16 protein-coding genes and 3 pseudogenes are annotated in these 25227 nt (G+C 60.0%); 9 read left to right on the top strand and 10 right to left on the bottom strand.

Translation table 11 applies throughout. The features are described 5' to 3' along the window. Positions 1–36 precede the first annotated feature (36 nt). Positions 37–471, bottom strand: a complete 435-nt coding sequence (gene trxC / locus BLU24_RS26340) for a thioredoxin TrxC (RefSeq protein WP_093105640.1) — start codon at positions 469–471, stop codon at positions 37–39. Between the two features lie 195 nt (positions 472–666). Between trxC and BLU24_RS26335 the strand changes: the two genes are divergently transcribed. Then, entirely contained in the window at positions 667–963 is a 297-nt protein-coding gene (locus BLU24_RS26335) for a type II toxin-antitoxin system HigB family toxin (RefSeq protein WP_093105635.1), read from the top strand. Beyond that, on the top strand, positions 960–1361 hold the full coding sequence (locus tag BLU24_RS26330) for a helix-turn-helix domain-containing protein (protein WP_093105631.1): 402 nt from the start codon (positions 960–962) through the stop codon (positions 1359–1361). Before BLU24_RS26335 ends, BLU24_RS26330 begins: the two co-directional genes overlap by 4 nt. A 7-nt stretch (positions 1362–1368) precedes the next feature. Here BLU24_RS26330 and selO read toward each other — a convergent pair whose 3' ends face one another. The 5 genes and pseudogenes from selO to BLU24_RS28315 all read right to left on the bottom strand — a co-directional run. Continuing rightward, positions 1369–2832: a protein adenylyltransferase SelO gene (gene selO, locus BLU24_RS26325; RefSeq protein WP_093105626.1), complete on the bottom strand. Its 1464-nt coding sequence runs from the start codon at positions 2830–2832 to the stop codon at positions 1369–1371. Between the two features lie 48 nt (positions 2833–2880). Beyond that, positions 2881–6234, bottom strand: coding sequence for a mechanosensitive channel MscK (mscK, locus tag BLU24_RS26320; protein WP_093105621.1), 3354 nt, complete (start codon positions 6232–6234; stop codon positions 2881–2883). 34 nt (positions 6235–6268) lie between these two features. Beyond that, a complete protein-coding gene (locus BLU24_RS26315; protein ID WP_090280529.1) occupies positions 6269–8011 on the bottom strand; it encodes a potassium/proton antiporter in 1743 nt (580 codons plus the stop codon). Between the two features lie 308 nt (positions 8012–8319). Further along, positions 8320–8919 (bottom strand): annotated as a pseudogene (locus BLU24_RS28320) (methyl-accepting chemotaxis protein); the annotation flags it as partial. 303 nt (positions 8920–9222) lie between these two features. After that, a pseudogene (locus tag BLU24_RS28315) lies at positions 9223–9879 on the bottom strand (MCP four helix bundle domain-containing protein); the annotation flags it as partial. Positions 9880–10221: 342 nt separating this feature from the next. On the opposite strand from BLU24_RS28315, the gene BLU24_RS26305 reads away from it, so the two are divergent. Both BLU24_RS26305 and BLU24_RS26300 read left to right on the top strand, forming a co-directional pair. Next, entirely contained in the window at positions 10222–10452 is a 231-nt protein-coding gene (locus BLU24_RS26305) for a hypothetical protein (protein ID WP_007909525.1), read from the top strand. Next, positions 10449–10751, top strand: coding sequence for a cell division protein ZapA (locus tag BLU24_RS26300; protein WP_093105618.1), 303 nt, complete (start codon positions 10449–10451; stop codon positions 10749–10751). The genes BLU24_RS26305 and BLU24_RS26300 overlap by 4 nt, the downstream gene beginning before the upstream one ends. A gap of 53 nt (positions 10752–10804) precedes the next feature. Here the strand turns inward: BLU24_RS26300 and BLU24_RS26295 are convergent, their stop codons facing one another. From BLU24_RS26295 to putA, 3 genes are all read right to left on the bottom strand, one after another. After that, positions 10805–11125: a hypothetical protein gene (locus tag BLU24_RS26295; protein ID WP_093105613.1), complete on the bottom strand. Its 321-nt coding sequence runs from the start codon at positions 11123–11125 to the stop codon at positions 10805–10807. A 263-nt stretch (positions 11126–11388) separates the two neighbouring features. After that, complete coding sequence (locus BLU24_RS26290; RefSeq protein WP_093105608.1) at positions 11389–13191, bottom strand: acyl-CoA dehydrogenase; 1803 nt, start codon at positions 13189–13191, stop codon at positions 11389–11391. A 258-nt stretch (positions 13192–13449) separates the two neighbouring features. After that, positions 13450–17403 carry a trifunctional transcriptional regulator/proline dehydrogenase/L-glutamate gamma-semialdehyde dehydrogenase gene (gene putA, locus BLU24_RS26285; RefSeq protein WP_093105604.1) on the bottom strand — a complete coding sequence of 1318 codons (3954 nt, stop codon included), beginning with the start codon at positions 17401–17403 and terminating at the stop codon, positions 13450–13452. Positions 17404–17860: 457 nt separating this feature from the next. On the opposite strand from putA, the gene putP reads away from it, so the two are divergent. From putP to BLU24_RS26260, 5 genes and pseudogenes are all read left to right on the top strand, one after another. Continuing rightward, a complete protein-coding gene (putP, locus tag BLU24_RS26280) occupies positions 17861–19345 on the top strand; it encodes a sodium/proline symporter PutP (protein ID WP_093105600.1) in 1485 nt (494 codons plus the stop codon). A 348-nt stretch (positions 19346–19693) separates the two neighbouring features. Beyond that, positions 19694–21709 (top strand): type VI secretion system Vgr family protein, encoded by a 2016-nt coding sequence (locus BLU24_RS26275; protein ID WP_093105595.1) that lies wholly within the window; start codon positions 19694–19696, stop codon positions 21707–21709. Continuing rightward, entirely contained in the window at positions 21699–22412 is a 714-nt protein-coding gene (locus BLU24_RS26270; protein WP_093105591.1) for a DUF4123 domain-containing protein, read from the top strand. The genes BLU24_RS26275 and BLU24_RS26270 overlap by 11 nt, the downstream gene beginning before the upstream one ends. A 333-nt stretch (positions 22413–22745) precedes the next feature. Continuing rightward, positions 22746–23062 (top strand): annotated as a pseudogene (locus BLU24_RS26265) (hypothetical protein). Positions 23063–23432: 370 nt separating this feature from the next. Beyond that, positions 23433–24269 carry a 23S rRNA (adenine(2030)-N(6))-methyltransferase RlmJ gene (locus tag BLU24_RS26260; protein ID WP_093105586.1) on the top strand — a complete coding sequence of 279 codons (837 nt, stop codon included), beginning with the start codon at positions 23433–23435 and terminating at the stop codon, positions 24267–24269. 112 nt (positions 24270–24381) lie between these two features. Here the strand turns inward: BLU24_RS26260 and msrA are convergent, their stop codons facing one another. Then, complete coding sequence (msrA, locus tag BLU24_RS26255; RefSeq protein WP_093105583.1) at positions 24382–25032, bottom strand: peptide-methionine (S)-S-oxide reductase MsrA; 651 nt, start codon at positions 25030–25032, stop codon at positions 24382–24384. Positions 25033–25227 lie beyond the last annotated feature (195 nt).

Genomic DNA, 25227 nt, shown 5'->3' with positions numbered 1-25227 from the left:
GAGCAGGCTTACTCCTCCACTTGGATCTGTGGTGGGTCAGATCCCCTGGCTGCGCAACCAGGCCATCAACTGCGGCAACGGAAACGCACCACTTTGCCGCGCCACTTCCCTGCCGTTCTTGAACAGAATCAGGCTCGGAATCGAGCGAATCCCCAACTGCGCTGATAACTGCTGATTGGCCTCGCTGTCGAGCTTGGCCAACCGACACTTGCCCGCCAACTGCGCCGCCGCCTGTTCGAACACCGGCGCAAACGACTTGCACGGCCCGCACCAGTCCGCCCAGACATCCACCAGCAGCGGCAGATCGCCCTTGATCTGACTGGCGTAATCGCCTTGCTTGAGTTCGAACGGTTTGCTCGACAACACCGCCGATTTGCAGCGTCCACATTTGGGCTGGTCAGCGAGGCGCTCGGCGGGGATGCGGTTGAGACCGTTGCAGGACGGGCAGGGGATGAGGAGTGACGTGGTCATGAGCGAAATCCTGAAGGGAGCTGATTAGAGGTAGTTTGAGACGTTTGCTCATATTTTCAATCGTGCAGTCTTGTCTGCTATGCCTAGGCTGAAAACGTCACAGGCGAGCCGCCGGTCCGCCCGCCAGTATCGCAACTTGCGATATTTTTGATTTGTGATTAACTCCCCCATAGCAGAATGCGATAAGGATGTTGCATGCATGTGTTTAGTGAAAAACCCATTCGAGAGGCCAAAACACGTTGGCCGCACGCAGCAAACGCTCTGGCCCAGTGGTTTCGGCTGGCAAGCAGGATTTATCCAAGGGATTTCTCGGCAATGAAGTCGATATTTCCCGCAACCGATAAGGTTGGCGAATTCCACGTCTTTGATATCGGCGGAAATAAACTGAGGTTAATTGCTTTTGTCAGTTACCGATCTCAACGGCTCTACATAAAGCACGTAATGGATCACCGCGAATATGATCGCGGCAAATGGAAGGAGGGAGGGGTATGAGCATTTTGATAAAAACGGTCGCTGAGCATTGGGAGTTTGTTTCCCCAGTGGTTCGAAAACCCAAGAGCGAGGACGACTATGACTGCTTGGTAAAGGCAGTCGATGAGCTACTTGAGATTACGGGCGACGATGAGTCGCATCCTTTGATGAGCCTTGTCGATATCATCGGTGACTGGATCGAGGAGTGGGATCACACCCATCACCCCATGGCCCAAGCGAGTGGCGAAGAGGTTCTCGGTTACATGATGCGCGAACACGGCCTGACCCAAAGCGATCTGCCGGGCGTCGGTCCTCAATCCGTCGTTTCGGAAATTCTCAGTGGCAAGCGCAAGCTGAACCTGCGCCAGATTCGCTGGTTGGCTGAGCGCTTCAATGTGCCCATCGACGTGTTTACCTGATTCTGCCTCAGGAAGAACAACTGATCTCCAGATGCTTGCCCCACTCCGGCGGCCGTTCGGCGTAACTCTCCATCCCCGGCTGCTGTTCAAACGGGTTGCTCAGCACTGCATGCAGTCGGCGCACTTCGGCGTAATCGCCTTGCTCGGCCGCGTCGATGGCTTTTTGCGCCAGGTAGTTGCGCAGGATGTACAGCGGATTGACCGCGTGCATCCGGGCGCGGCGCTGCTCTTGATCGGTATCGCCGTCACGAGCGACGCGGGCGATGTAGCGTTCGCCCCAGGCATCGAAACCCTTGATGTCGACGAAATCGTCCCGTAAGCGGGCGATGGCCTGTTCGGCTGATTCTTCACCGAGGCGGCGGAAGAACAGCGTGTAGTCGACCCCGCTGTTCTGCATCAGTTGCAGGAGGTTTTCCAGCAGTTGCTGGTCGTCGTCTTCGGCAGTTGTGAAGCCGAAGCGGCGGCGCATCAGGTCGAGGTAATGAGCCTGAAACAGAGGCAAATACAGGCCCAGGGTTTCGCGCAGGGCTTCGACGCTGATGAACGGCGTCAGAGCCTGGGCGAGGGCGCTGAGGTTCCACTGGCCGACCGGCACCTGATTGCTGAACGAGTAACGGCCCTGATCATCCGAGTGGTTGCAGATGAAGTTGGCGTCGAAATCATCGAGAAAGGCGAACGGGCCGAAGTCGAAGGTGATGCCGAGGATCGACATGTTGTCGGTGTTCATCACGCCGTGGCAGAAGCCGTAGGCCTGCCATTTGGCGATCAGTTCGGCGTTGCGCTCGACGATCTCGCGGAACATCGCCAGATACGGTTCCGGTTGTTCCAGACATTCGGGGAAATGCATCGCCAGAACGTGCTCGCCGAGCTGCTTTTGCTGTTCGGGACGCTTGGTGTAGTAGAAATATTCGAAATGGCCGAAGCGGATATGGCTCGGAGCCAGGCGCAGCACCATCGCCGCGCGTTCCTGTTTCTCCCGCCAGACCGGCGTGTCGGAGCCGATCACGCAGGCTGCGCGCGAGGAAGGAATGTTCAGCGCGTAGAGGGCTTCGGAAGCCAGAAATTCGCGGATCGATGAACGTAGCACCGCACGGCCATCGCCCATGCGCGAAAACGGCGTCTGCCCGGCGCCCTTGAGGTGCAGGTCCCAATGTTCGCCAGCGTTGTTGTAGACCTCGCCGAGCAGCAAACCACGACCGTCACCCAGTTGCGGTGTGTAGCCGCCGAACTGGTGGCCGGAATAAACCATCGCCCGTGGCTCGGCATCGGCCCACAGCTTGTGGCCACCGAACAGTTCGGCAAATTCCTCGGTGTCGGCCGTCGCCGGGGCCAGATCGAGCAGGGCCAGTGCGGCCGGGCTGGCCACTACCAGCCGTGGATTATCGATCGGCTCGGGCAGTACGTGGGCGGAGAAGGCGTCGCCCAGGCGGGCGAAGCGATTGTCGAATATCAGTTCGTCGAGGGCTTTCACGGGCCGGCTCCAGCAGAATGTCCGAGCATTCTGCTGGGACCATAGCGGTTAGTCGAGTTTGCTCGGTGGCGGTTCCGGCAACGGTTTCTCTGCGTCGACGACCGGCGCGATGGTTTTGTTCTCTGGCTCCACCGGCACCATCTTGTATTCCTGGCCCTGAAGGTTTTTCAGATAGACCTCCATCTGCCGGAACGAGATGTTGATGTGCTGCTTCTTGAACTCACGGTTGATGAAGCGGTTGACCTCATCAAGCACCGGGTTGCGGTCGCCGAGGTCGCGCACGTGCATGCGCAGCTCGTGGTCGAGGGTGCTTTCGCCGAAATTGAGGAAGTACACGTGCGGCTCCGGTTCCTTGAGCACGCGCGGGTTCTCCCGGGCGGCCTTGAGCAGCAGTTCCTTGACCAGATCCAGGTCCGAGCCGTAGTCCACGCCGAGTTTCAGTGTGACGCGGGTGATGGTGTCGGTCAGCGACCAGTTGATCAACTGGCCGGTGATGAAGGTTTTGTTCGGGACAATGATGTCCTTGCGGTCGAAGTCGGTGATGGTCGTGGCGCGGATGCGGATCTTGCTCACCGTGCCCGACAGGTTGCCGATGGTGATGGTGTCGCCGATCCGCACCGGGCGTTCGAACAGGATCATGATGCCGGAGATGAAGTTGGCGAAGATCTCTTGCATGCCGAAACCGAGGCCGACCGACAGCGCCGCCACCAGCCATTGCAACTTGTCCCAGCTCACGCCAAGGGTCGACAGGGTCGAGACGAAGCCGACGCCGGCAATCACATACGACAGCAGAGTCGTGGTCGCGTAGGCGCTGCCCTGGGCCAGATCGAGCTTGGACAACACGAACACTTCAAGCAGACCGGGCAAGTTGCGCGCCAGAGCGAAAGTGATGCCGATGATGATCAGCGCGCCGAGCATGTCGCCGATGCTGATCGGCACCATGCTCATGTTGGCGCCGGTACCGCTGGTGTATTCGTAGAGGGTGATGTTGTCGAGGTACGAGAACACCGAAATCAGGTCCGACCAGACCCAGTACAGCGCGGCGATGAAGCCGCCGAGCAGGGCCAGACGGATCAGGCGCAGGGACTGTTCGTTGACCTTTTCGATGTCCAGCGTCGGTTCTTCGATCACCGCTTCGCCGTCGCCGGCCTCTTTCGCCGCTTGCCGTTTGGCCAGCGCGCGCTGGTAAGCCAGGCGTCGTGCGGCAACGCTCAGACCGCGGACGAATGTGGCCTCGATCACCAGCCAGAACATCAGCAGGTACAAGGTGTTGATCAGTCGGTCGCTGAGTTTCAATGCGGTGTAGTAGTAGCCGAAACACACCGCGACAAACAGGGCGATCGGCAGCAGGGTAAACAGCACGCCGACGGCCTTGCGGAACAGCGAAGTGTTTTCGTGGGTCGGGCTGGCAATCAGCAAGCGGCTGAGCAGCCACGCCATCAGGGCGTAGCAGGTCAGCACCACCGGCATGCCGAGCACATCGTCGGCCAGCGCGGCCGGTTGCAGTTCGGCGACGGCAACGATGGTCACCAGCGCCATCACCACCAGACCGAGGCGACGGATCCAGCCCTGGAGGAATTCGACCTGCGGTTTTTCCCAGCGGAAGTGCAATTCAGCCACGCCGCCCGGCGCCAGAATCCGGTAGGCGGTGTAGAACACCAACCACGCCTGACCCATTTGCAGCAGCGCCGCGCCCATGTTGGCGTTCTGCCCGCGCGCGTCGATCTGCAAGGCCAGCCCACACAGCGCCAGCCCCAGCGCCACCGGCATCGCCAGCAGAATGTTGATCAGGATCGCCTGCGGTGTATGCCACTGGCTGTCGCGTTTGAAGTGACCGATGTCCTGGTGGACCTTGTTCAACCGCGCATAAAGATTCTTGCGCCGCCACAGCAACGCGCCGATCAACAGCGCCAGCGGCAGGAACAGCAGCGGTCGCTGAGTCAGGCCGTCGACCAGCTCACTCAGGCTCGATGCCCAGGGCAGGGTGTTGACCTGACGCTCCAGACGCTCCGGCACGCCGCGCATCCATTCGACGTCCAGCGGTTTGTTGCTGGGGATCCAGAACATCTGTTCATCGAGGGTGGCGCGCAGGCTCTGCGCGGTGCTGAGCAATTGCTTCTGGTTGAGCTGCAGAGTGATCGATTCGTTGAGCACGGCGCTCAATTCGCGGTTCAGCCGTTCGAGCAGATCGGCGCGGGTGTTGGCCAGATCCAGCAGGCTCTTGCGCAGTTGCGGGGTGACCTGTTCCGGCGGTTGCGTGGCCAGCAGGTTGTCGACGTAGGTCGCCGGGTTGCTGAGCAATTCGCGCTGCTGGCTGACTTCGAACTGATACAGACGAATATCGGCGATCTGATCGGCCAGATCGCGGTCGACCTTGAGATGCGGCAGCGCCTGTTTTTGTTTATAGAGAATCTTCGACAGCAGCAGGCTGCCCTTGAGCACGTTGATCTGCTCGTCGAGCGCTGAATCGCTCTGGGTCAGGCTGTCGAGTTGCTGTTTGGTCTGCAGGTTCTGCTGGGTGACTTCGTTGAGCCGATCAGTGCTTTTGAGCAGATAGTCGGAAAGTTTGAGGTTGGCCGTACTTTCACTGGCGAGCAGGCTGCTGCCGCCGGCCTTCTGCGCTTCGATCGACTGCTGGGTCACGGTTTCCTGCGACTGCGCCAGACGCTTCTGGTTGATCAGGGTTTGCAGTTCCTGAATCTCGCGGTCGAGGCGGTCGGATTTTTCCGAGAGGAGGTCATGTTGAGCGTTGCCCAGATCCTGCAACTGGCTGTTGCCGGCCAGTTCCTGACGGCGCAGCGGGATCAACGCATTCAGCGCTGCCAGCTCGGCATTCAACTGGTCGCGCTGCTCGGCGCTAACGGTTTTACCCGCATCCTTGCCGGATTTGAGGATGTTGTTGATCTGCTGAATACGCGTCTGGCTGGCAGAGATCTCTGCCTGGGCGCGCTCGGGGCGGGTCTGCGCGGTGATGATCAGACTGTTGGCGTCGGCCAGGGCCTTTTGCAGGTCGCTTTGCTGGGTCGAGCGCTCGGTGAGAATCTGCTCCAGCTGCGGAATCGATTCCTTGGCGAAGCGCTGTGCCACCGGCACCACTGCAGTGGCTTTGAGGCGTGCCAGCTCGCGGGTGTTTTCGATGGTCTGCTTGGGGGCGCTGGCCAGTTGCTGCTTGAGATCGACCAGTTTCTGCTCGTAATCCCGGCGATTGGTCAACTGCGTGAGGGTACTTTGCAGCACGCCCTGCAACGTTTTTTTATCAGCGTCCGGCAGTTTGCTGTCGGCAAGCTTGTCGAGGCTTGCCTGCACGGCATCGCTGGACGGTGGTTCGGCGGCGTACAACGGGCCGACAGTGAGACTCAGGCCCAGCAGGGCCGCGGCGAAAAAGGAGCGCAGGGTAGGCATAGAGACCGGTCAAGCAAGTGAGAGTGAACGCAGTTTAGAGGAAGAGCCCGGGGCCCGGGCGACTTCCTTCGGGGAATCTGACGCCCACTTTGCCGATCTTGTTCCCGTCCATGACCGCCACGGTCCAATGGGTGTTGTTCCACTCCACCTGGTCGCCGACGATGGGCGCGCCACCGACTTTCTGCGCAATGAAGGCGCCCAGGGTCATGTCCGGATCGATGCCCTCGGCCGGTAAGCCATAAAGCGCCGCAACCGCTTTAAGCTGGGCGTCTCCTTCGAGCACGAAGTCGCCGAAAAAGCGCAGATCGAGGCCGCGCTGCGGCGCCTGACTGAACAGTTTTCCGAGCGCGCCGAGGTTGTGTTCATGGCCAATAACACACAGCAAATCATCGACTTCCAGCACCGTACTACCCGACGGATGGAGCAGTTGCTGACCCCGAAACAGGGCTGCGATGCGGGTGCCTTCGGGCATTTTCAGCTCGCGCAGGGGCGAGCCGATGCACCATTTCTCCGCGCCGAGCTTGTAGACGAACAGCTCCCACTCACTGGTGACATGGACTTCCAGTGCCGAGCGGGAAATCGGCGCCGGCTCCGGCGGCACCGTCACCTTCAACAGTTTCGCCACCCACGGCAGGCTCGTGCCTTGCAGCAGCAGCGACACCAGCACGATGAAAAACGCCAGATTGAAATACAGCTGCGCATTCGGCAGCCCGGCCATCAGCGGGAACACCGCGAGAATGATCGGCACCGCGCCACGCAGGCCGACCCAGGAAATAAAGGCTTTTTCGCGACCATGGAAAGCCTTGAACGGCAGCAGGCCGACCATCACCGACAGTGGCCGCGCAAACAGAATCATCCACAGCGCCAGAGCAAGCGCAGGCACGGCGATCGGCAGCAGATCGTGCGGGGTGACCAGCAACCCCAGTACCAGAAACATGCCGATCTGTGCCAGCCAGGCCATGCCGTCGAGCATGTGCAGGATGCCATGACGGCTGCGCACCGGACGGTTGCCGATCACCAGACCGCACAGATAAACGGCGAGGAAGCCGCTGCCGTGCAAGGCATTGGTCAAGGCGAACACCACCAGCCCGCCGGCGATCATCAGAATCGGATACAGACCGGTCGCCAGGTTGATCCGGTTGACCAGTTGCAGCAACACCCAGCCGCCGCCGAGGCCGATCACGCCGCCGATGCCGAATTCGCGGATCAGGTGGGTCAGCAGGCTCCAGTGCAGGCCGGTCTGGCCGCTGGCAAGCATGTCGATCAAGGTGACGGTGAGAAACACCGCCATCGGGTCATTGCTGCCGGATTCGATTTCCAGCGTGGCGCTGACCCGTTCGTTGAGGCCCTTGCCGCCGAGCAGCGAAAACACTGCTGCGGCGTCAGTCGAGCCAACGATGGCGCCGATCAGCAGGCCTTGGATCAGATTCAGGTCAAACAGCCAGGCTGCGGCCATGCCAGTGAGCCCGGTGGTGATCAACACGCCGACAGTGGCCAGCGATAGCGCTGGCCATAACGCCACGCGGAAGCTCGACACCCGTGTGCGTAAACCGCCGTCGAGGAGAATCACCGCCAGCGCGAGGTTGCCGACCAGATAGGCTGTCGGGTAGTTATCGAAAATGATCCCGCCGCCATCGACCCCGGCGGCCATGCCCACCGCGAGAATGATCACCAGAATCGGAATGCCGAGACGCGAAGACAGTGAGCTGACCAGAATGCTTGCGCCTACCAGCAACGCGCCGATCAAGAACAGGCTGTTGATGGTCGTCGCATTCAAAGGCAGTACTCCAGAAGCGTAAAGACGGGCACAAACTGACCATGCAGTCTGCGTGCCAGCGATTCTAACCTGTTGAAATGTGATGCTGTCAAAAAGCTTTTGCAGCGGCGTTGCGGGTTTGGTGTACGGCTCAGGATCGCTGCCCCTCACCCTAGCCCTCTCCCGGAGGGAGAGGGAACTGGCCGTGGCGGATGTGAGAGATCCGCTGACTTGGGATATCGAGTTGTACTCAGGTTTTGAACAGCCCGCAAAACGGCTCCCTCTCCCTCTGGGAGAGGGCTGGGGTGAGGGTGCTCTTGATCCGATGATTAGAGGCTGAATCGCCCAACCATGTTGTTCAGATCCAGCGCCAACCGCGACAACTCATTGCTCGCCGCGCTGGTCTGGTTCGCCCCGGTCGCCGATTGCACCGACAGATCACGAATGTTGACCAGATTGCGATCAACCTCACGCGCCACTTGCGCCTGCTCTTCGGCGGCGCTGGCAATCACCAGGTTGCGCTCGTTGATTTCGACGATGGCGCTGTTGATGGTGTCGAGCGACATACCGGCACCACGGGCGATGTTCAGCGTCGATTCGGCGCGCTCGGTGCTGTTGCGCATCGAGTCGACGGCGTGTTCGGTGCCGCTCTGGATGCTGCCGATCATCCGCTCGATCTCGCTGGTCGACTGCTGCGTGCGATGAGCCAGCGCGCGGACTTCATCGGCAACTACCGCAAAACCACGCCCGGCCTCGCCCGCGCGGGCCGCTTCGATGGCCGCGTTCAGCGCCAGCAGGTTGGTCTGATCCGCGAGGCCGCGAATCACGTCGAGCACCTTGCCGATATCGCGGGACTCATTGGCCAGATCGCCGATCAACGAAGCGGTGCTTTGCACGTCGGCGCTCATGCGTTCGATGGCGCTGACGGTTTCCTGCACCAGATCGCGACCGTCGCCAGCCGATGTGGTGGCATTCTTCGAGGCTTCCGAAGTGCTGACGGCGTTGCGCGCAACTTCTTCGACGGCGCTGGTCATCTCGTTGACCGCGGTGGCCGCCTGTTCGATTTCGTTGTTCTGCTGGGTCAGGCCACGGGCGCTTTCGTCGGTGACGCTGTTCAGCTCTTCGGCGGCAGAGGCAAGTTGGGTGGCCGAGCCGGAGATGCGCTGCAGGGTGTCGCGCAGTTTCGTTTGCATCTTCGCCATCGCCGCCAGCAGACGCCCGGCCTCGTCACTGCCATCGACATGGATCGGCTGGGTCAGGTTGCCTTCGGCGATGGTTTCCGCCGCATCGAGTGCCTTGGCGATCGGCTTGGTGATGCTCACGGTCAGCAGCCACGCGAACAGCATTGTCAGGCCGGAGGCGATCAGCAGCAGGCTGACCACCAGATTGAAAGACATCGAATACTGATCCTTGGCCCCCTGGTCGATGTCGGCGATCTGCTGAGTATTGATGTCCAGCAAGCGTGCCAGCGCGGTGTTCACCGCTTCCGAATTGGACAACAGGTCGGTGTTGAGCAGTTGCTGCAACGCATCGATCTGATTGTTGCGCGAGAGGGTTTTCATCCGCTCTTCGAGCTGGCGGTATTGTCCCAGCAACTGCACATACTGATCGTACGCCGAGCGTTCTTCAGGGCTGGAGATCAGCGGCTCGTAAGCACGTTGCGCCTCGGTGATCTGGCGGTTGCGCATGTCGAACAGCTCGATGGTTTTCTGCTGCACGTCCGCTTCGCGGTTGATCAGCAGGCGATACGACAGAACGCGCAAGCGCAGGGTCAGCTGGGTGAATTCATCCAGCGCCTTGATCGACGGCACACTGGTGTTGGCGATGTCTTCGCCCGCCGAGCGGATCTTGCTCATCTGATTCAAGGCGAAGACGCCGAGAATCAACATCAGGCCGCCGATCAGGGCGAAACCGGTGAACGCCCGGGGGGCGATATTCATATTGCGGAGGGACATGGGCGGATACCGAAAAGGGCCGCATCCATGCGGGTTGAGCTGCTGTATGGCTGACTTATCGGTCATACGACTAAAGTCTTGAGTCGGTGTGCGCATTTGTCGCAGCGGGAACGGGGCGACGAAGTGCAGGAACCAGATCGGCAGAACACAGTCTTTTAAACTCGCGGGAACGGTCAGCCGCCAGGAAAATCAAGGCCTTGCACCGGTTTAACCCTGGCATCTGTGGTGACTTTTCTTTATCGTACGCGCCCTTTGAAAAACGCTTGGAAGATCAAAATGTTGGAAGCATCCCTCAGCCAATTGGAACAGCTCGTCAGCGACCTGGTGCAACAGAACCAGACCCTCGCGCAGACCAACCAGACCCTGTCCACGGAACTGGCCCAGGCCAAGGATGAAAACGAAAGCCTGCAACTGAACCTGATGGAGCAGGAAGAAAAACACGGCGCCACCGCTGCCCGCATCCAGGCACTGGTTGATCGCGTCAATGCCGGCCCTGTCAGCGCATGAACCATGGCACAGCAGGGGTAAAAGTCATCTCCATTCTCGGGGAGGACTATTCGATCAAGGCACCGGCCGGGGAAGAACAGACCCTGCTGGACGCGGCCATGATGCTCAAGGCCGCGCTCGAAGATACCAAGCGCAAATACCCGACCCTGATCGGCGACCGCTTGCTGGTGCTGGCGGCGATGAATCTGTGCTCGCAGCAGATCGAAATGAAGAAGCAGCACCAGGAAGAACTCGACCGTTATCAAGAGCAAGTCAGCGCCACGGTCGACACCATCGCCAAGACCATCAATCAGGGTTGACGGGTCGCCAGAATCTCGTCGCCCCTCAACGGAGCGCTCTGTTCAGGGGCGCTTCAGGCGATGACCAGTTCGCAGTGATATCGACCGCCAGACTCGAAAATGTTTTTTGCAGTTATGGTGCGTTTGCTTCCGTTGAAATCAAACGTTTCGTCCTTGCTGGCAGCCCAAAGCATAGCGTTATGGGGGACAGGTTGCTCAGACACCAGCGTTTCATCTTTCAAAGACACTTCAATTTTGTAGTCGAAATCGCTGGCGGCGAAGTGTTTTGCGGTCACTACCGCGTCGTTTTGACCTCTTCGTAGCGTATCGCCGATTTTTATGTGCAACAGCATGAGGTCAAGAGATTCGCTTTTTGTCGACTTTAGCTTGTCCATATCCGTATCCGTTGTGTGGTTTACCATATGAAGGTTCAAGGATACGCGGCCATTGCTTCGGCGGAACCTGTCAGGTTTTACAGGTGACAGGACAAGCGTTTTATGGGTGTGCAGCAAAGCAACTGGATGTGATCAGGCTGAACTGATGCGTGATCAATCTGGCTCCTGCGCAAGCAAGCCACTCGCACCGGGATCACGCCCAGAGACCCTGTGAGAACGGACTTGCCTGCGAAGAGGAAATAAGCCGCTACGCACGTTCGAGATCAGAACCACTCCTCCCGCATCCCCAGACACGTATCATCCCGCGCCTCGAGCAAGTCCAGTTCATGCTGGCAACCCGGCACTTCCCACGTCAGAAAATACCGCGCGGCCTGCAACTTGCCTTTATAGAAGTCGACGTCTGCCGCATTGCTCCGGGCCAACCCTTCTTCGGCACGAATCGCCTGCTCCAGCCAGCGCCAGCCGATCACCGTGTGCCCGAATACCTTCAGGTACAGCGCCGAGTTCGCCAGACTGCTGTTGACCTTGCCGTGCGCCAGATCGGTGAGCAAACCGAGGGTCACGGTTTGCAGGCGGGCCACGAGTTTTTCCAGCGGCTCACGCAGCGCGGTCAGCGATTCATGCGCGGTTGCACGTTCGCCCGTAGTGGCGATCAGGCGAATCAGTTGTTTCAAGCCTGCGCCGCCGTTCTGCGCCAGTTTGCGCCCGAGCAGATCCAGCGACTGAATGCCATGAGTGCCTTCGTGAATCGGGTTCAAACGGTTGTCGCGGTAGTACTGCTCGACCGGATATTCGCGGGTGTAACCGTGGCCGCCGAGAATCTGGATCGCCAGTTCGTTGGCCTTCAGACAGAACTCCGAGGGCCAGGATTTAACGATCGGCGTCAGCAGATCCAGCAACTCATGGGCCTGTTTGCGCTCGGCTTCGGTTTCAAGCGTGGTGGTGTCATCGAACAGGCGCGCGGCGTACAGACCGAGGTCAAAGGCACCTTCGACGTAGGATTTCTGCGTCAGCAGCATGCGTCTGACATCCGCGTGCTGAATGATCGCCACCGGTGCGGTGGTCGGGTCCTTGCTGTCCGGCACCCGGCCTTGCGGCCGTTCGCGGGCGTACTCCAGCGAATACAGGTAACCGGCGTAACCGAGCATCACCGCACCCATGCCGACGCCGATACGCGCCTCGTTCATCATCTGGAACATGTAGCTCAAGCCCTGATGCGGCTTGCCCACCAGATAGCCGACACACTCGCCTTTATCGCCGAAGTTCAACGCTGTGGACGTGGTGCCCCGCCAGCCCATCTTGTGGAACAGCCCGGCCAGCAGCACGTCATTGCGTTGGCCAAGGCTGCCGTCATCGTTGACCAGAAACTTCGGCACGATGAACAGTGAAATACCTTTAACTCCCGGCGGCGCGTCCGGCAGCTTGGCGAGGACCATGTGCACGATGTTTTCCGACAGCGGATGGTCGCCGCCGGAAATGAAAATCTTGTTGCCCTTGAGGCGATACGTGCCGTCGGACGCAGGCTCGGCTCGCGTGCGAATATCCGACAACGACGAGCCGGCATGCGGCTCCGTCAGGGCCATGGTGCCGAAGAAGCGCCCGTCGATCATCGGCTGCAGAAAGCGTTGCTTCTGCTCCTCGGTGCCAAAGCTTTCGATCAGGTTCGCCGCGCCCATGGTCAGGAACGGGTACGAGGTCGACGCCGCGTTGGCCGACTGAAAATGCGCGAAGCACGCTTGCGACAACAGCGTAGGAAGTTGCATGCCGCCGGCATCGAAACTTCTCGCAGCGTTGAGAAATCCGGCTTCGAGGAAGGCATCCACCGCCGGTTTCACTTCGGGAATCAGAATCGCCCGACCGTCTTCGTAGCGTGGCTCGTTCTCGTCGCCCTTGCGGTTGTGCGGGGCGAAATATTTCTCGGCGATGCTGCGCGCGGTACCGATGGCAGCGTCGAAGGTCTCGCGATTGTGCTCGGCAAAACGTTCACGCCGGGTCAGGCCCTCGGCATCGAGGACTTCGTACAGCTCGAAAGCCAGATTGCGGGAACTGAGCAGCGTCTCGGACATGATGGCTTACCTGAAAAGGAGGTTGGGCCGAGTCTAAGGCGGGGCAATAGAGGCTGAACAGGATGATTGATGGCGGTGATGTTGGAGCCGAGCGCCGACTTAACAAATACACAAACCACAGTGGGAGCTGGCTTGCCAGCGATGACGGCAGGTCAGTCACATTGATGGTGACTGAAAAATCGCTATCGCTGGCAAGCCAGCTCCCACAGGGATTGTTGCTATGCCGGGCACCTATGCGGGCTGCCCGGTTTAACGGTATCAGCCGATGGTCATCAGGCTGGCATTACCGCCCGCTGCTGCGGTGTTTACACTCAACGCCCGCTCGATCACCAGACGCTCCAGCGCAATATTGGTCTCGCCTTGGGACAGGCCCTGAACGCCGACAATCGCGCCAGCGCGCTTGGCGATCTGCTGGCAGACCCCGCGCAACTGGTCGGAGTGGCCGTGATGCAGAACCGCATCGAACACCACTTCGTCCTTGTTCCAGTCGGAAACCAGTTTGATCCGCGCCTGAATCTCCTTCGGCAGGCGTGCGAACAAGGCCTTGCTGATGTCGGACTCCGGCCACACCGCAGAACCGCCCACCGCCAGTACCGCGGCCAGTTGCGTCAGCAGATCACCTTCGACTTCCGCCAGGCACAGCACGTGTTCGCGCGGCAGGATGGCGTAGCTGTTGCGCTCGCCGGTCGGGCCGGCCAGTACGCGGGTGACGCCGCTCTGCGATTGCGCAGCGTACTGCACGCACAGAGTGCTCAGGTCAGCGTATTTGTTGCTCTCAGCCCAGGTTTTCAGCGCGGTCAGCGGTTTGCTCATGGCGTCGCGCAGGCGAACGTCCGGCGCTACAACGGCATCACCGCGAGCGAAGGATTGTTCGATAGCGTCGGTAGGACGTGTCGACAGCAGACGGTACAGGTACAGCGGGCCACCGGCCTTCGGACCCGTCCCCGACAGGCCTTCGCCGCCGAATGGCTGCACGCCGACCACGGCACCGACGATGTTGCGGTTGACGTAGACGTTACCGGCGTTGACGTTGTCGATCACCTTGGCGATGGTCTCGTCGATGCGCGTGTGCACACCCAGCGTCAGTCCGTAACCGGATGCGTTGATCTGACCGATCAGCTGATCCAGCTCTTTGCGCTTGTAGCGCACCACGTGCAGCACTGGCCCGAAGATTTCGCGTTGCAGTTCGTCGAAGCTTTCCAGCTCGATCAAGGTCGGCATGACGAAGGTGCCGCGTTTGACTTCTTCGCTGTCGGCGATCGCCACTTGATACACGGTGCGACCTTTGTCGCGCATGGCCTGGATGTGCTTGTCGATGCCGGCCTTGGCTTCGGCGTCGATCACCGGGCCAATATCCACGGACAGACGCTCAGGGTTGCCGAGACGGCTTTCCGCCATGGCGCCTTTGAGCATTTCGATGACGCGATCAGCGGAATCTTCCTGCAGGCACAAAACCCGCAGCGCCGAGCAACGCTGACCGGCGCTGTCGAAGGCCGACGACACCACGTCGATCACCACTTGTTCGGTGAGTGCCGAGGAGTCGACGATCATCGCGTTCTGGCCACCGGTTTCGGCGATCAGCGGAATCGGACGGCCCTGGCTGTCGAGACGCCCGGCAATGTTGCGTTGCAGCAAGCGCGCGACTTCGGTGGAACCGGTGAACATCACGCCTTTGACGCGCTCATCACCGACCAGACCGGCGCCGACCGTTTCACCGCGACCCGGCAGCAGTTGCAGCACGCCTTCCGGAATCCCGGCTTCAAGCATCAGGCGCACGGCTTGAGCCGCGACCAGCGGAGTCTGTTCGGCCGGTTTGGCCAGTACCGGGTTGCCGGCAGCCAGCGCCGCAGCGACTTGACCACTGAAGATCGCCAGCGGGAAGTTCCACGGGCTGATGCACACCACCGGACCCAGTGGGCGGTGGGCGTCGTTGCTGAAATCGTTGCGTGCCTGCACCGCGTAATAACGCAGGAAGTCGACCGCTTCGCGGACTTCGGCGATGGCGTTGGCGTAGGTCTTGCCGGCTTCGCGAGCGAGCAGGCCCATCAGCGGCTGGATCTCGCCTTCCATCAAGTCAGCGGCACGTTCCAGAATCGCCGCGCGCTCGGCCGGCGGGGTGGCCTGCCAGATCGGTGCGGCGTTGAGAGCGTATTGGATGGCGTTGTCGACGTCCTCGACGGTGGCTTCCTGAACGTGACCGACCACATCGCGATGATCCGACGGGTTCAGCACCGCGGCCGGCGTTTCGTTGCTCGACGCGCAGCCGAGCATCGGTGCGGCTTTCCAGTCGTTGTGTGCCGTGGCGAGCAAGGCGCAGGACAGCGAGGCCAGACGATGTTCGTTGGCCATGTCGATGCCGCTGGAGTTGGCGCGCTCGGCACCGTACAGGTCACGCGGCAGCGGAATGCGCGGGTGCGGCAGGCCGAAACCGCCTTCCACGGTCGCCATCTGCTCGATCTGTGCCACTGGATCGGCAACCAGTTCCTGAATCGAAATCGACTGGTCGGCGATGCGGTTGACGAACGAGGTGTTCGCACCGTTTTCCAGCAAGCGACGCACCAGATACGCCAGCAGCGTTTCGTGTGTGCCGACCGGCGCGTACACGCGGCACGGACGGTTCAGCTTGCCTTCGGCGACTTTGCCGACAACCTGTTCGTAGAGCGGTTCGCCCATGCCGTGCAGGCACTGGAATTCGTACTGGCCCGGGTAATAGTTCTGACCGGCAATGTGGTAAATCGCCGACAGGGTGTGGGCGTTGTGCGTAGCGAACTGCGGGTAGATGGCTTCCGGCACCGACAGCAGTTTGCGTGCGCAGGCGATGTAGGAAACGTCGGTGTACACCTTGCGGGTGTAGACCGGATAGCCTTCCAGGCCTTCAACCTGGGCGCGCTTGATTTCGCTGTCCCAGTAGGCGCCTTTCACCAGGCGGATCATCAGGCGGTGACGGCTGCGGCGTGCCAGATCGATCACGTAGTCGATCACATACGGGCAACGCTTCTGGTACGCCTGAATAACGAAACCGATGCCATTCCAGCCGGTCAGTTGCGGCTCGAAACACAGGCGCTCGAGCAGATCCAGCGACAGTTCGAGACGGTCGGCTTCTTCGGCATCGATGTTCAGGCCGATGTCGTATTGCTTGGCCAGCAGGGTCAGCGACAACAGGCGTGGGTACAGCTCGTCCATCACACGCTCGTACTGCGCGCGGCTATAACGCGGGTGCAGTGCCGACAGCTTGATGGAGATGCCCGGGCCTTCATAAATCCCACGGCCGTGGGAGGCTTTGCCGATCGAGTGAATGGCTTGTTCGTACGACGCCAGGTACTTCTGCGCATCGTGTTCGGTCAGCGCCGCTTCACCGAGCATGTCGTAGGAATAACGGAAACCCTTGGCTTCGAACTTGCTCGCATTGGCCAGGGCTTCGGCGATGGTTTCGCCGGTAACGAACTGCTCGCCCATCAGGCGCATGGCCATGTCGACGCCCTTGCGGATCATCGGCTCGCCGCTCTTGCCGATGATGCGGCTCAGCGACGACGTCAGGCCGGCTTCGTTGTGGGTCGAGACCAGTTTGCCGGTCAGCAGCAGGCCCCAGGTTGCGGCGTTGACGAACAGCGACGGGCTGTTGCCCAGGTGCGGCTGCCAGTTGCCGGTGCTGATCTTGTCGCGGATCAGTGCATCGCGAGTGCCCTTGTCCGGGATACGCAGCAGCGCTTCGGCCAGGCACATCAGCGCCACGCCTTCCTGGGACGACAGGGAAAATTCCTGCAGCAGACCCTGAACAATGCCGGCACGGCCGCCAGCACTTTTCTGGTTACGCAGTTTTTCCGCAATGGTTGCGGCAAGCTTGTTGGTGGCTTCGGCCATCGCTGCCGGCAGACGTGCCTGCTCGATCAGCATCGGCACCACTTCCGGCTCAGGGCGACGGTAAGCGGCGGTGATCGAGGCGCGCAGCACCGATTGCGGCAGGATGCTTTCGGCGAATTCGAGGAAGCACTGGTGGGCGTGATCGGTATGGACTTCACCGGCGTCGTCGGCGTCCTTGGCGGTCAAACCGTTCAGCTCGGTCAGGGTTGCACCACCCTCGAGTTTTTCCAGGTAATTGAAAATTGCCTGCTTGATCAGCCAGTGCGGCGTGCGATCGATCGAGGTTGCGGCAGCCTTCAGGCGTTCGCGGGTCGGGTCGTCGAGTTTGACCCCAAGGGTGGTGGTAGCCATATTTTTATCCTCATGGTTGCCACAGTTGCGTGGCATCAGCTGGCGGCAAGATTAGCCGTGCGTCGAATGAGGTGCAACCGGGTGCAACCCTTTTTTGTCGGAAAAATCCGCAACTCGTCAGGAAATAAATTCCGCGATGAAATCCCTGCTCCTGCTTGGTGCTTTTGCTTCTAGCAAAGGGCCATGACTGCTACAAAAGGGAGCAAAAACAAGGCGATTGTCGGTAATTCCGACTGGGTGCAACTTATTCTCATGAAATTGGTTGCACCTCATTTGATTTGTTGCATAGCATTCGCGCCCAAGGTGCAACCGGATCGAATCCGGTGTACCGGCTGATGGCTTTCCTGGGGAAACATCAGTCATAAATGCGCGGGATCCCGGATCGTCTGCCAAACGTCGTCGTTTGCGTGCGGTTCATCACCGCCGCTACATAAAAACAAAGCCAGGGCGTAACTCAATGAGCGTAAGCAATCCAACCCTGATCACGTTCGTGATCTACATCGCAGCAATGGTGCTGATCGGCTTGATGGCCTATCGCTCCACCAACAACCTTTCTGACTATATTCTCGGTGGTCGCAGCCTCGGCAGCGTCGTCACCGCGCTGTCTGCCGGTGCCTCCGACATGAGCGGCTGGTTGCTCATGGGCCTGCCGGGCGCCATCTACATGTCCGGTCTGTCCGAAAGCTGGATCGCCATCGGTCTGGTCATCGGTGCCTACCTGAACTGGCTGTTCGTTGCCGGCCGTCTGCGTGTACAGACCGAGCACAACGGCGACGCCCTGACCCTGCCGGACTACTTCGCCAGCCGTTTTGAAGACAAGAGCGGCCTGTTGCGGATCATCTCGGCGATCGTGATTCTGGTGTTCTTCACCATTTACTGCGCTTCCGGCATCGTCGCCGGTGCCCGCCTGTTCGAAAGCACTTTCGGCATGTCCTACGAAACGGCGCTGTGGGCCGGTGCGGCGGCAACGATTGCCTACACCTTCATTGGCGGTTTCCTCGCGGTGAGTTGGACCGACACCGTGCAAGCCACGCTGATGATCTTCGCGCTGATCCTTACGCCGATCATCGTCCTGCTGGCCACCGGCGGCGTCGACACCACGTTCCTCGCCATCGAAGCCAAGGATCCAAGCAACTTCGACATGCTTAAAGGCACCACTTTCATCGGCATCATCTCGCTGATGGGCTGGGGTCTGGGTTACTTCGGTCAGCCGCACATCCTCGCGCGTTTCATGGCCGCGGACTCGGTGAAATCGATTGCCAAGGCGCGTCGCATTTCCATGACCTGGATGATCCTGTGCCTGGGCGGCACCGTGGCTGTGGGCTTCTTCGGTATCGCTTACTTCTCGGCGCACCCGGAAGTGGCGAGTGCGGTGACTGAAAACCCTGAGCGCGTGTTCATCGAACTGGCCAAGATCCTCTTCAATCCGTGGGTTGCCGGTGTCCTGCTGTCGGCGATTCTGGCTGCGGTGATGAGTACTTTGAGTTGCCAGTTGCTGGTGTGCTCGAGCGCCCTGACCGAAGACTTCTACAAAACCTTCCTGCGTAAATCCGCCTCCCAGGTGGAACTGGTCTGGGTCGGTCGCGCCATGGTGCTGCTGGTTGCACTCATCGCGATCGCGCTGGCCGCCAACCCGGAAAACCGCGTACTGGGCCTGGTGTCCTACGCCTGGGCTGGTTTCGGTGCCGCGTTCGGCCCGGTAGTGCTGATTTCCGTGATCTGGAAAGACATGACCCGCAACGGCGCGCTGGCCGGCATCATCGTCGGTGCTGTCACCGTGGTGGTGTGGAAGCATTTCGAACTGCTGGGTCTGTACGAAATCATCCCCGGCTTCATCTTCGCCAGCCTGGCGATCTACTTTGTCAGCAAGGCCGGCGAGCCGACTCGCGGCATGGTCGAGCGCTTCCAGGCAGCGGAAAAAGATTTCAATCTGAACAAGTAAGGCGCTGAGCTTCGGCTCACATCAAACGGCCCGTTTCCGAAAGGAGACGGGCCGTTTTTTATTGCCTGTGATTTCTCACATGCATTGGAGAACCCTGTGGGAGCTGGCTTGCCAGCGATAGCGGTGCGTCAGTCAATGATTAAGTTGAATGTGCTGACCTCATCGCTGGCAAGCCAGCTCCCACAGGGTTTTGTGGTGTTTGTTCGGATTTGTCTGTAGTCGGATGTGCCAATTTTCAGAGGTTTTTCGACAATAGAAGTAGGGAAAATCTGATTTTCCCGTCACCCGCTCACCACCCCTTGCCCCTCATGCAGAATCGCCCGCCCTCAAACTGCAGAGAGACATCGGATGTTTGCGCCTGCCAATCAACCGCGTTTCACGTTGACCCTCGAAGGCGCCCGGGATGAGCTCAAAGTGCTTGAGTTCACGGGCAAGGAAGCCATCAGCCAACCCTATCGTTTCGAGCTGGAGCTGGTCTGTGAACGGCCGGATCTCGACCTGGAAAGCCTGCTGCACGGTCAGGCGTTTCTGAGTTTCGATGCACGCGGTGGCGGTATCCACGGTCAGATTGATCAGGTCGGGCAGGGTGATTCCGGGAAACGTCTGACGCGCTATCACGTCAGTCTGGTGCCGCGGCTGGCTTATCTCGGCCACCGCATCAATCAGCGGATTTTTCAGCATCAGACGGTGCCGCAGATTGTTGCGCGGGTGCTCAAGGATCACTCGATCCTGCGCGATGCCTTTGAATTTCGCCTCGGCAGTGAATACCCGGTGCGTGAATATTGCGTGCAGTACGCCGAGAGCGATCTGGCATTCATCCAGCGCTTGTGCGCCGAGGTCGGCATTCATTATCACTTTCAGCACAGCCCGCAGGGCCATCTGCTGGTGTTCGGCGACGATCAGACGGTGTTTGCGCGTTTGCCCGAACCGACGGTGTACCGGCCGGGCAGCGGCATGTCCGCTGGCGCGCCGGCGGTACAGCGCTTCAACGTGCGCGTGCAAACCCGCACCAGCGTCGTCACTCGGCGCGACTACAACTTCGAAAAGCCGCACCTGCAATTGCACAGCCGTGTCGACAGCGAACAGCGGCCGGTGCTGGAGGATTATCACTTCCCCGCCAATTTCACTGACCGGGAAACCGGCAAGCACCTTGCTCAACGGGCGCTGGAACGCCATATCGCCGATTATCGTCAGGCCGAAGGCATCAGCGATGAATCCGCGCTGGTCAGTGGACATTTCCTGAAACTGACCGAGCATCCGCGTCAGGACTGGAATGATCTGTGGTTGCTGACTGCCGTCGAACACCATGGCCGCCAGCCGCAGGTGCTGGAGGAGTCGGTAACCAGCGATGGTGATGGCTTCCAGGGTTACCGTAATACTTTTCTCGCCACGCCGTGGGATGTGTTCTTCCGTCCGGCGCTGGGGCCGGACAAACCGCGCATGCTCGGCTATCAACCCGCTGTGGTGACCGGGCCGAAAGACAGTGAAATCCACTGCGACGAGTACGGTCGGGTCAAGGTGCAACTGGCCTGGGATCGTGACGGTGAACTGAACGAGCATTCCAGTTGCTGGCTGCGCGTTGCCAGCCATTGGGCCCATGATCGTTACGGCAGCGTGTTGATTCCACGCGTCGGCATGGAGGTGCTGGTCGGTTTCATTGATGCCGACGCCGACAAACCTTTGGTGATGGGTTGTCTGCCCAATGCCGCGACGCCGGTGCCGCTGGATCTGCCGGCCGACAAGACCCGCAGCATCTTCCGCAGCCAGAGCAGCCCCGGCGGCGCTGGCTATAACGAACTGCGCATCGAAGACCGCAAAGGCGCCGAGGAAATCTACCTGCGGGCCCAGCGCAACTGGACCCAGCATGTGTTGCACGACCAGCAAGTGCAGGTCGACAACCAGCGCAGCATTGTCGTCACCGGCACCGCCCGGCACGAGCTGAAGGCCGATGAACAGCGCATTACCCACGGCCATCGGCAGACCGAAGTCAGGCAGGACGATCATCTGAGCGTCAGCGGCGAACGGCATATTCGGGTCGGCAGCCAAACCCTCAGCGCCAGCGCTCAATTTCACGTCAGCGCTGGCCAGCAAGTGGTCATCGACGGTGGTGCGAACGCCACGATTCAGGCGGGCGGGCAGTGGATCAACATCGGTCCCGGGGGGATTTTCAGCAGCGTGCCGATCGTCGTCGGTGGCGCGCCGATGGCAGCGCTGAGCGCCGCGCCGGTCGTGCCGGGGTTGCCGGAAAAACTCGCCGCCGCGCCGGCTGCCGTGCTGACCGCCGCACAGATCATGAGCTTCAAAGGCGATGCGCCATTCTGCGAAGAGTGCGAGCGCTGCAAGGACGGTGTCTGTGCAGCCTGATTTGCTGTCACCGGCCGATTGGCTGGCGCACGCGCCGTTGCAGGCCGGCGAGCAATTGTTCGCGGTGTTCAGCCATGCCAGCGCCGCCAAACCGCCCGGGGCCTGGCTCGATGCGGCTAGCCCGCTGTGGGCTGAGACGGTTTATGCCGAGTGGGATGCGGTGATGCCTTGCGTGGGAATTGTCAGCGTCGACAGTGAGTTTTTGCATTGGGTCACCGATACCGAGTCGCGCGATTGGGGTTGGCTGATGGTGTCTTCGGCAAGTCTGGAGGTGCTGATCGAGCATCTTCGAAGCCTGACTCAAGTGCTGATGCCGAACGGCAAAACGGTGTTTTTTCGTTTCTGGGACGGGCGTTATTTATTGCCGCTTTTGCAGTCTGATGAGGTGGATGCACGGCAACTGTTCCCTGTGGTCAGCCGCTCCCTGATCAACGGCCAGGCGCTGCACATCGGTGGCGCGGTGCAGTCCTCGGGCAAGGTCTTTCCTTGGTGGCGGGTGCCGGAATCGGTGCTGGTGCAGGAGGGCAACGCCGTTCGCACGACCAACGCGATGCAGTGGCTGAGCGAAGAAAACCCGGTGATATTTGAAGCCTTTCCCGAGGCCGTTCTGTGCTGCAAGGTCGGGCAGTTTTTTCAGCTTTCAATGTCGGAAGATTCTTCGCAATCGGCGTTGCTGGCGTATTTGCTGGCAGAGCTGGAGTGACATTTCGGGGCAATGGCCTCGGAGATTTCCTTCGAGCTGCGGCGGATTGCATGAACTGGTGGGCGGTGGGTTGCAGGGATAGTCTTTTCGTTGTCACTGCGGGAGTGGTGACAGGGTGTAGGAACCCTTTGGAATTACCGTGCACCAGCCATTACGTTGATTGCGCACGCAAATCGTGTCCGCAACATCTTTCGCGGCGGCTGTGCGCGGGAACGCTTCGGCGTAGCTGAGTTTGGTGGGTTTCTCAGTTTCCTACTCTCGCGTACGGCTGCCACCCAAACCTGTAGGAAGGTCGTTGGCCGCCTCTCTTAAACCTATTGAGGTGCAACTGATATGGCTACGCTTAAACCCGATCCATCGTACGAAAAATCATCCCTCACCCGGACAACCGCTTCATGGCGCTGACCGACAATTGCAGCGACATGCCAACGCTGTTCATCGACACCCACGTCCCCCTCGACATCCTCATGGACGCGGCCAACCACCGCCTGCGCGCCGTGATTCAGGTCCTGGAAAACATGTGCATGCGCGGCTCGGTCGAATGCGACTCCGTCATCCTCAGCGACTTCGCCCGGCTCTGCGTGATTCCGTTGCGTGATGGTTGTGATGTGCTGGATGTGATCGGCTCGCGCTTGCGCTCGATGCCATAAAAGCAAAGCCCCTCACCCTAACCCTCTCCCAGAGGGAGAGGGGACTGATCGAGTTGTCTGGGAGGCGTTCGCTGACCTGCGACTTCAGTGGTGAACTTGGCTTGGCCAGGCTTGGATATTGTTCTTTCAGAAGACTGACCGAAGTGGCTTGGTGATAGTGCCGAACTGCGACTTGCGCTGATCTTCGATTGGCCAAGCCTGAGATCACGCTGATATTTCAGGTCGATGTAACTCGCAAGCTCACCACCGTCAGTCTCCTCTCCCTCCGGGAGAGGGCCAGGGTGAGGGTATGGCTTTTGTCCGCTCGGCCGCCAACCCCTGACTTGCCACGCGGTAAAAGGTAAACTTTGCGCCCTTCGCAGGAGCAGCCATGAATTATCGTCACGCCTTCCATGCCGGCAATCACGCCGATGTGTTCAAACACCTGACCTTGACCCGCCTCATCGCCCTGATGTCGCGCAAGGAGCAGCCGCTTGCCTATCTCGACAGCCACGCCGGCATCGGTCTGTACGACTTGCAGGGCGATCAGGCCAACCGTACCGGCGAGTACCTGGAAGGCATCGCGCGCTTGTGGGATCAACCGGATCTGCCGGCGCTGACCGCTGACTACATGAACGTGCTGCACGAGATGAACCCCGATGGCCAGTTGCGCTATTACCCCGGTTCGCCGGAGCTGGCGCGGCGTCTGACCCGCCCACAGGACCGGGTGATGCTCAATGAGAAGCACCCTGAAGATGGTGTGCTGCTCAAAGACAACATGGCCGGTGATCGCCGGGTGAAAGTGCATCTGGGCGAAGGCTGGCATGTCGCGCGGGCGATGTTGCCGGTGCAGGAAAAGCGTGCGGTGATGTTGATCGATCCGCCGTTTGAACAGCTCGATGAAATGCAGCGCTGCGCAGCGTCGATGAAAGAGGCGATCGGCCGCATGCGCCAGACCGTGGCGGCGATCTGGTACCCGGTCAAGGATCAGCGCGCGTTGCGGCGTTTCTATCAGGACCTGGCCGGCACCGGTGCGCCGAAGTTGTTGCGCGTGGAACTGCTGGTGCATCCGCTGGATACGCCGAACAGCCTGAACGGCTCCGGTCTGGCGATAGCCAATCCGCCGTGGGGGCTGGAGGAAGAATTGCGCGAGTTGCTGCCGTGGTTGTCGAAGAAGCTTGGCCAGACTCAGGGTGGCTGGCAGATGGACTGGCTCATAGCTGAATGAAGCTGCGAGCTACAAGCTACAAGCTACAAGCTACAAGCTACAAGCTACAAGCTACAAGCTACAAGCTGAAGCGAACACAGCACTTGCAGCTTGAAGCTTGCCGCTCGCAGCTTTAGTTAGGCATACACACGCCGGTGCCGCCGATCCCGCAATATCCTTCCGGATTCTTCGCCAGATACTGCTGGTGATACGCCTCGGCAAAATACACGGTCGGCGCCTGGTCGATTTCGGTGCTGATTTCGCCCAGCCCGGCCTTCGCCAGTTCCGCCTGGTACAGCGCTTTGCTTTTCAGTGCGGCGTCCAGTTGCTCGGGAGAGGTTGCGTAGATCACCGAGCGGTACTGCGTGCCGATGTCGTTGCCCTGGCGCATGCCTTGGGTCGGGTTGTGCAGTTCCCAGAACATCGCCAGCAGTTCTTCGTAGCTGACTTTGGCCTTGTCATACACCACCAGCACCACCTCGGCGTGGCCGGTCAGGCCTGAGCAGACTTCTTCGTAAGTCGGGTTCGGCGTGAAGCCGCCAGCGTAGCCGACCACCGTGCTGACCACGCCTTCGCGCTGCCAGAAGCGCCGTTCCGCACCCCAGAAGCAGCCGAGGCCGAAGATGGCGAAGTCGACGTCCTGAAAGAACGGGCCGAGCAGTGGGGTGTCTTCGAAGACGAAATGCTTTTCAGGCAGGGTCATCGCGGTTTCGCGGCCGGGCAGGGCTTGTTCTTTGGTTGGAAGCACGTTTTTGTTCACCAGAATTTCCGAGCGCAGAACCATGATCGTTCCTCTCAGTCAGGTTGGATGTGAAAAGTCAGACCGCCAGTGTGCCCAATGATGCCCGGTTAATCACTACCCAAAATGTACGGGTACTCAACCGCTCTTGTAGGAGTGAGCCTGCTCGCGATAGCGGTGGGTCAGTCAGCAGAGAAGTTACAGACAGACCGCTATCGCGAGCAGGCCCACTCCTGCAAG

This window comes from Pseudomonas sp. Z003-0.4C(8344-21) (assembly GCF_900104975.1).
Taxonomy (GTDB): Bacteria; Pseudomonadota; Gammaproteobacteria; order Pseudomonadales; family Pseudomonadaceae; genus Aquipseudomonas; species Aquipseudomonas granadensis.
The sequence above is the reverse complement of the archived record's forward strand: the minus strand, read 5'-3'. Positions and strand labels throughout refer to the sequence as shown.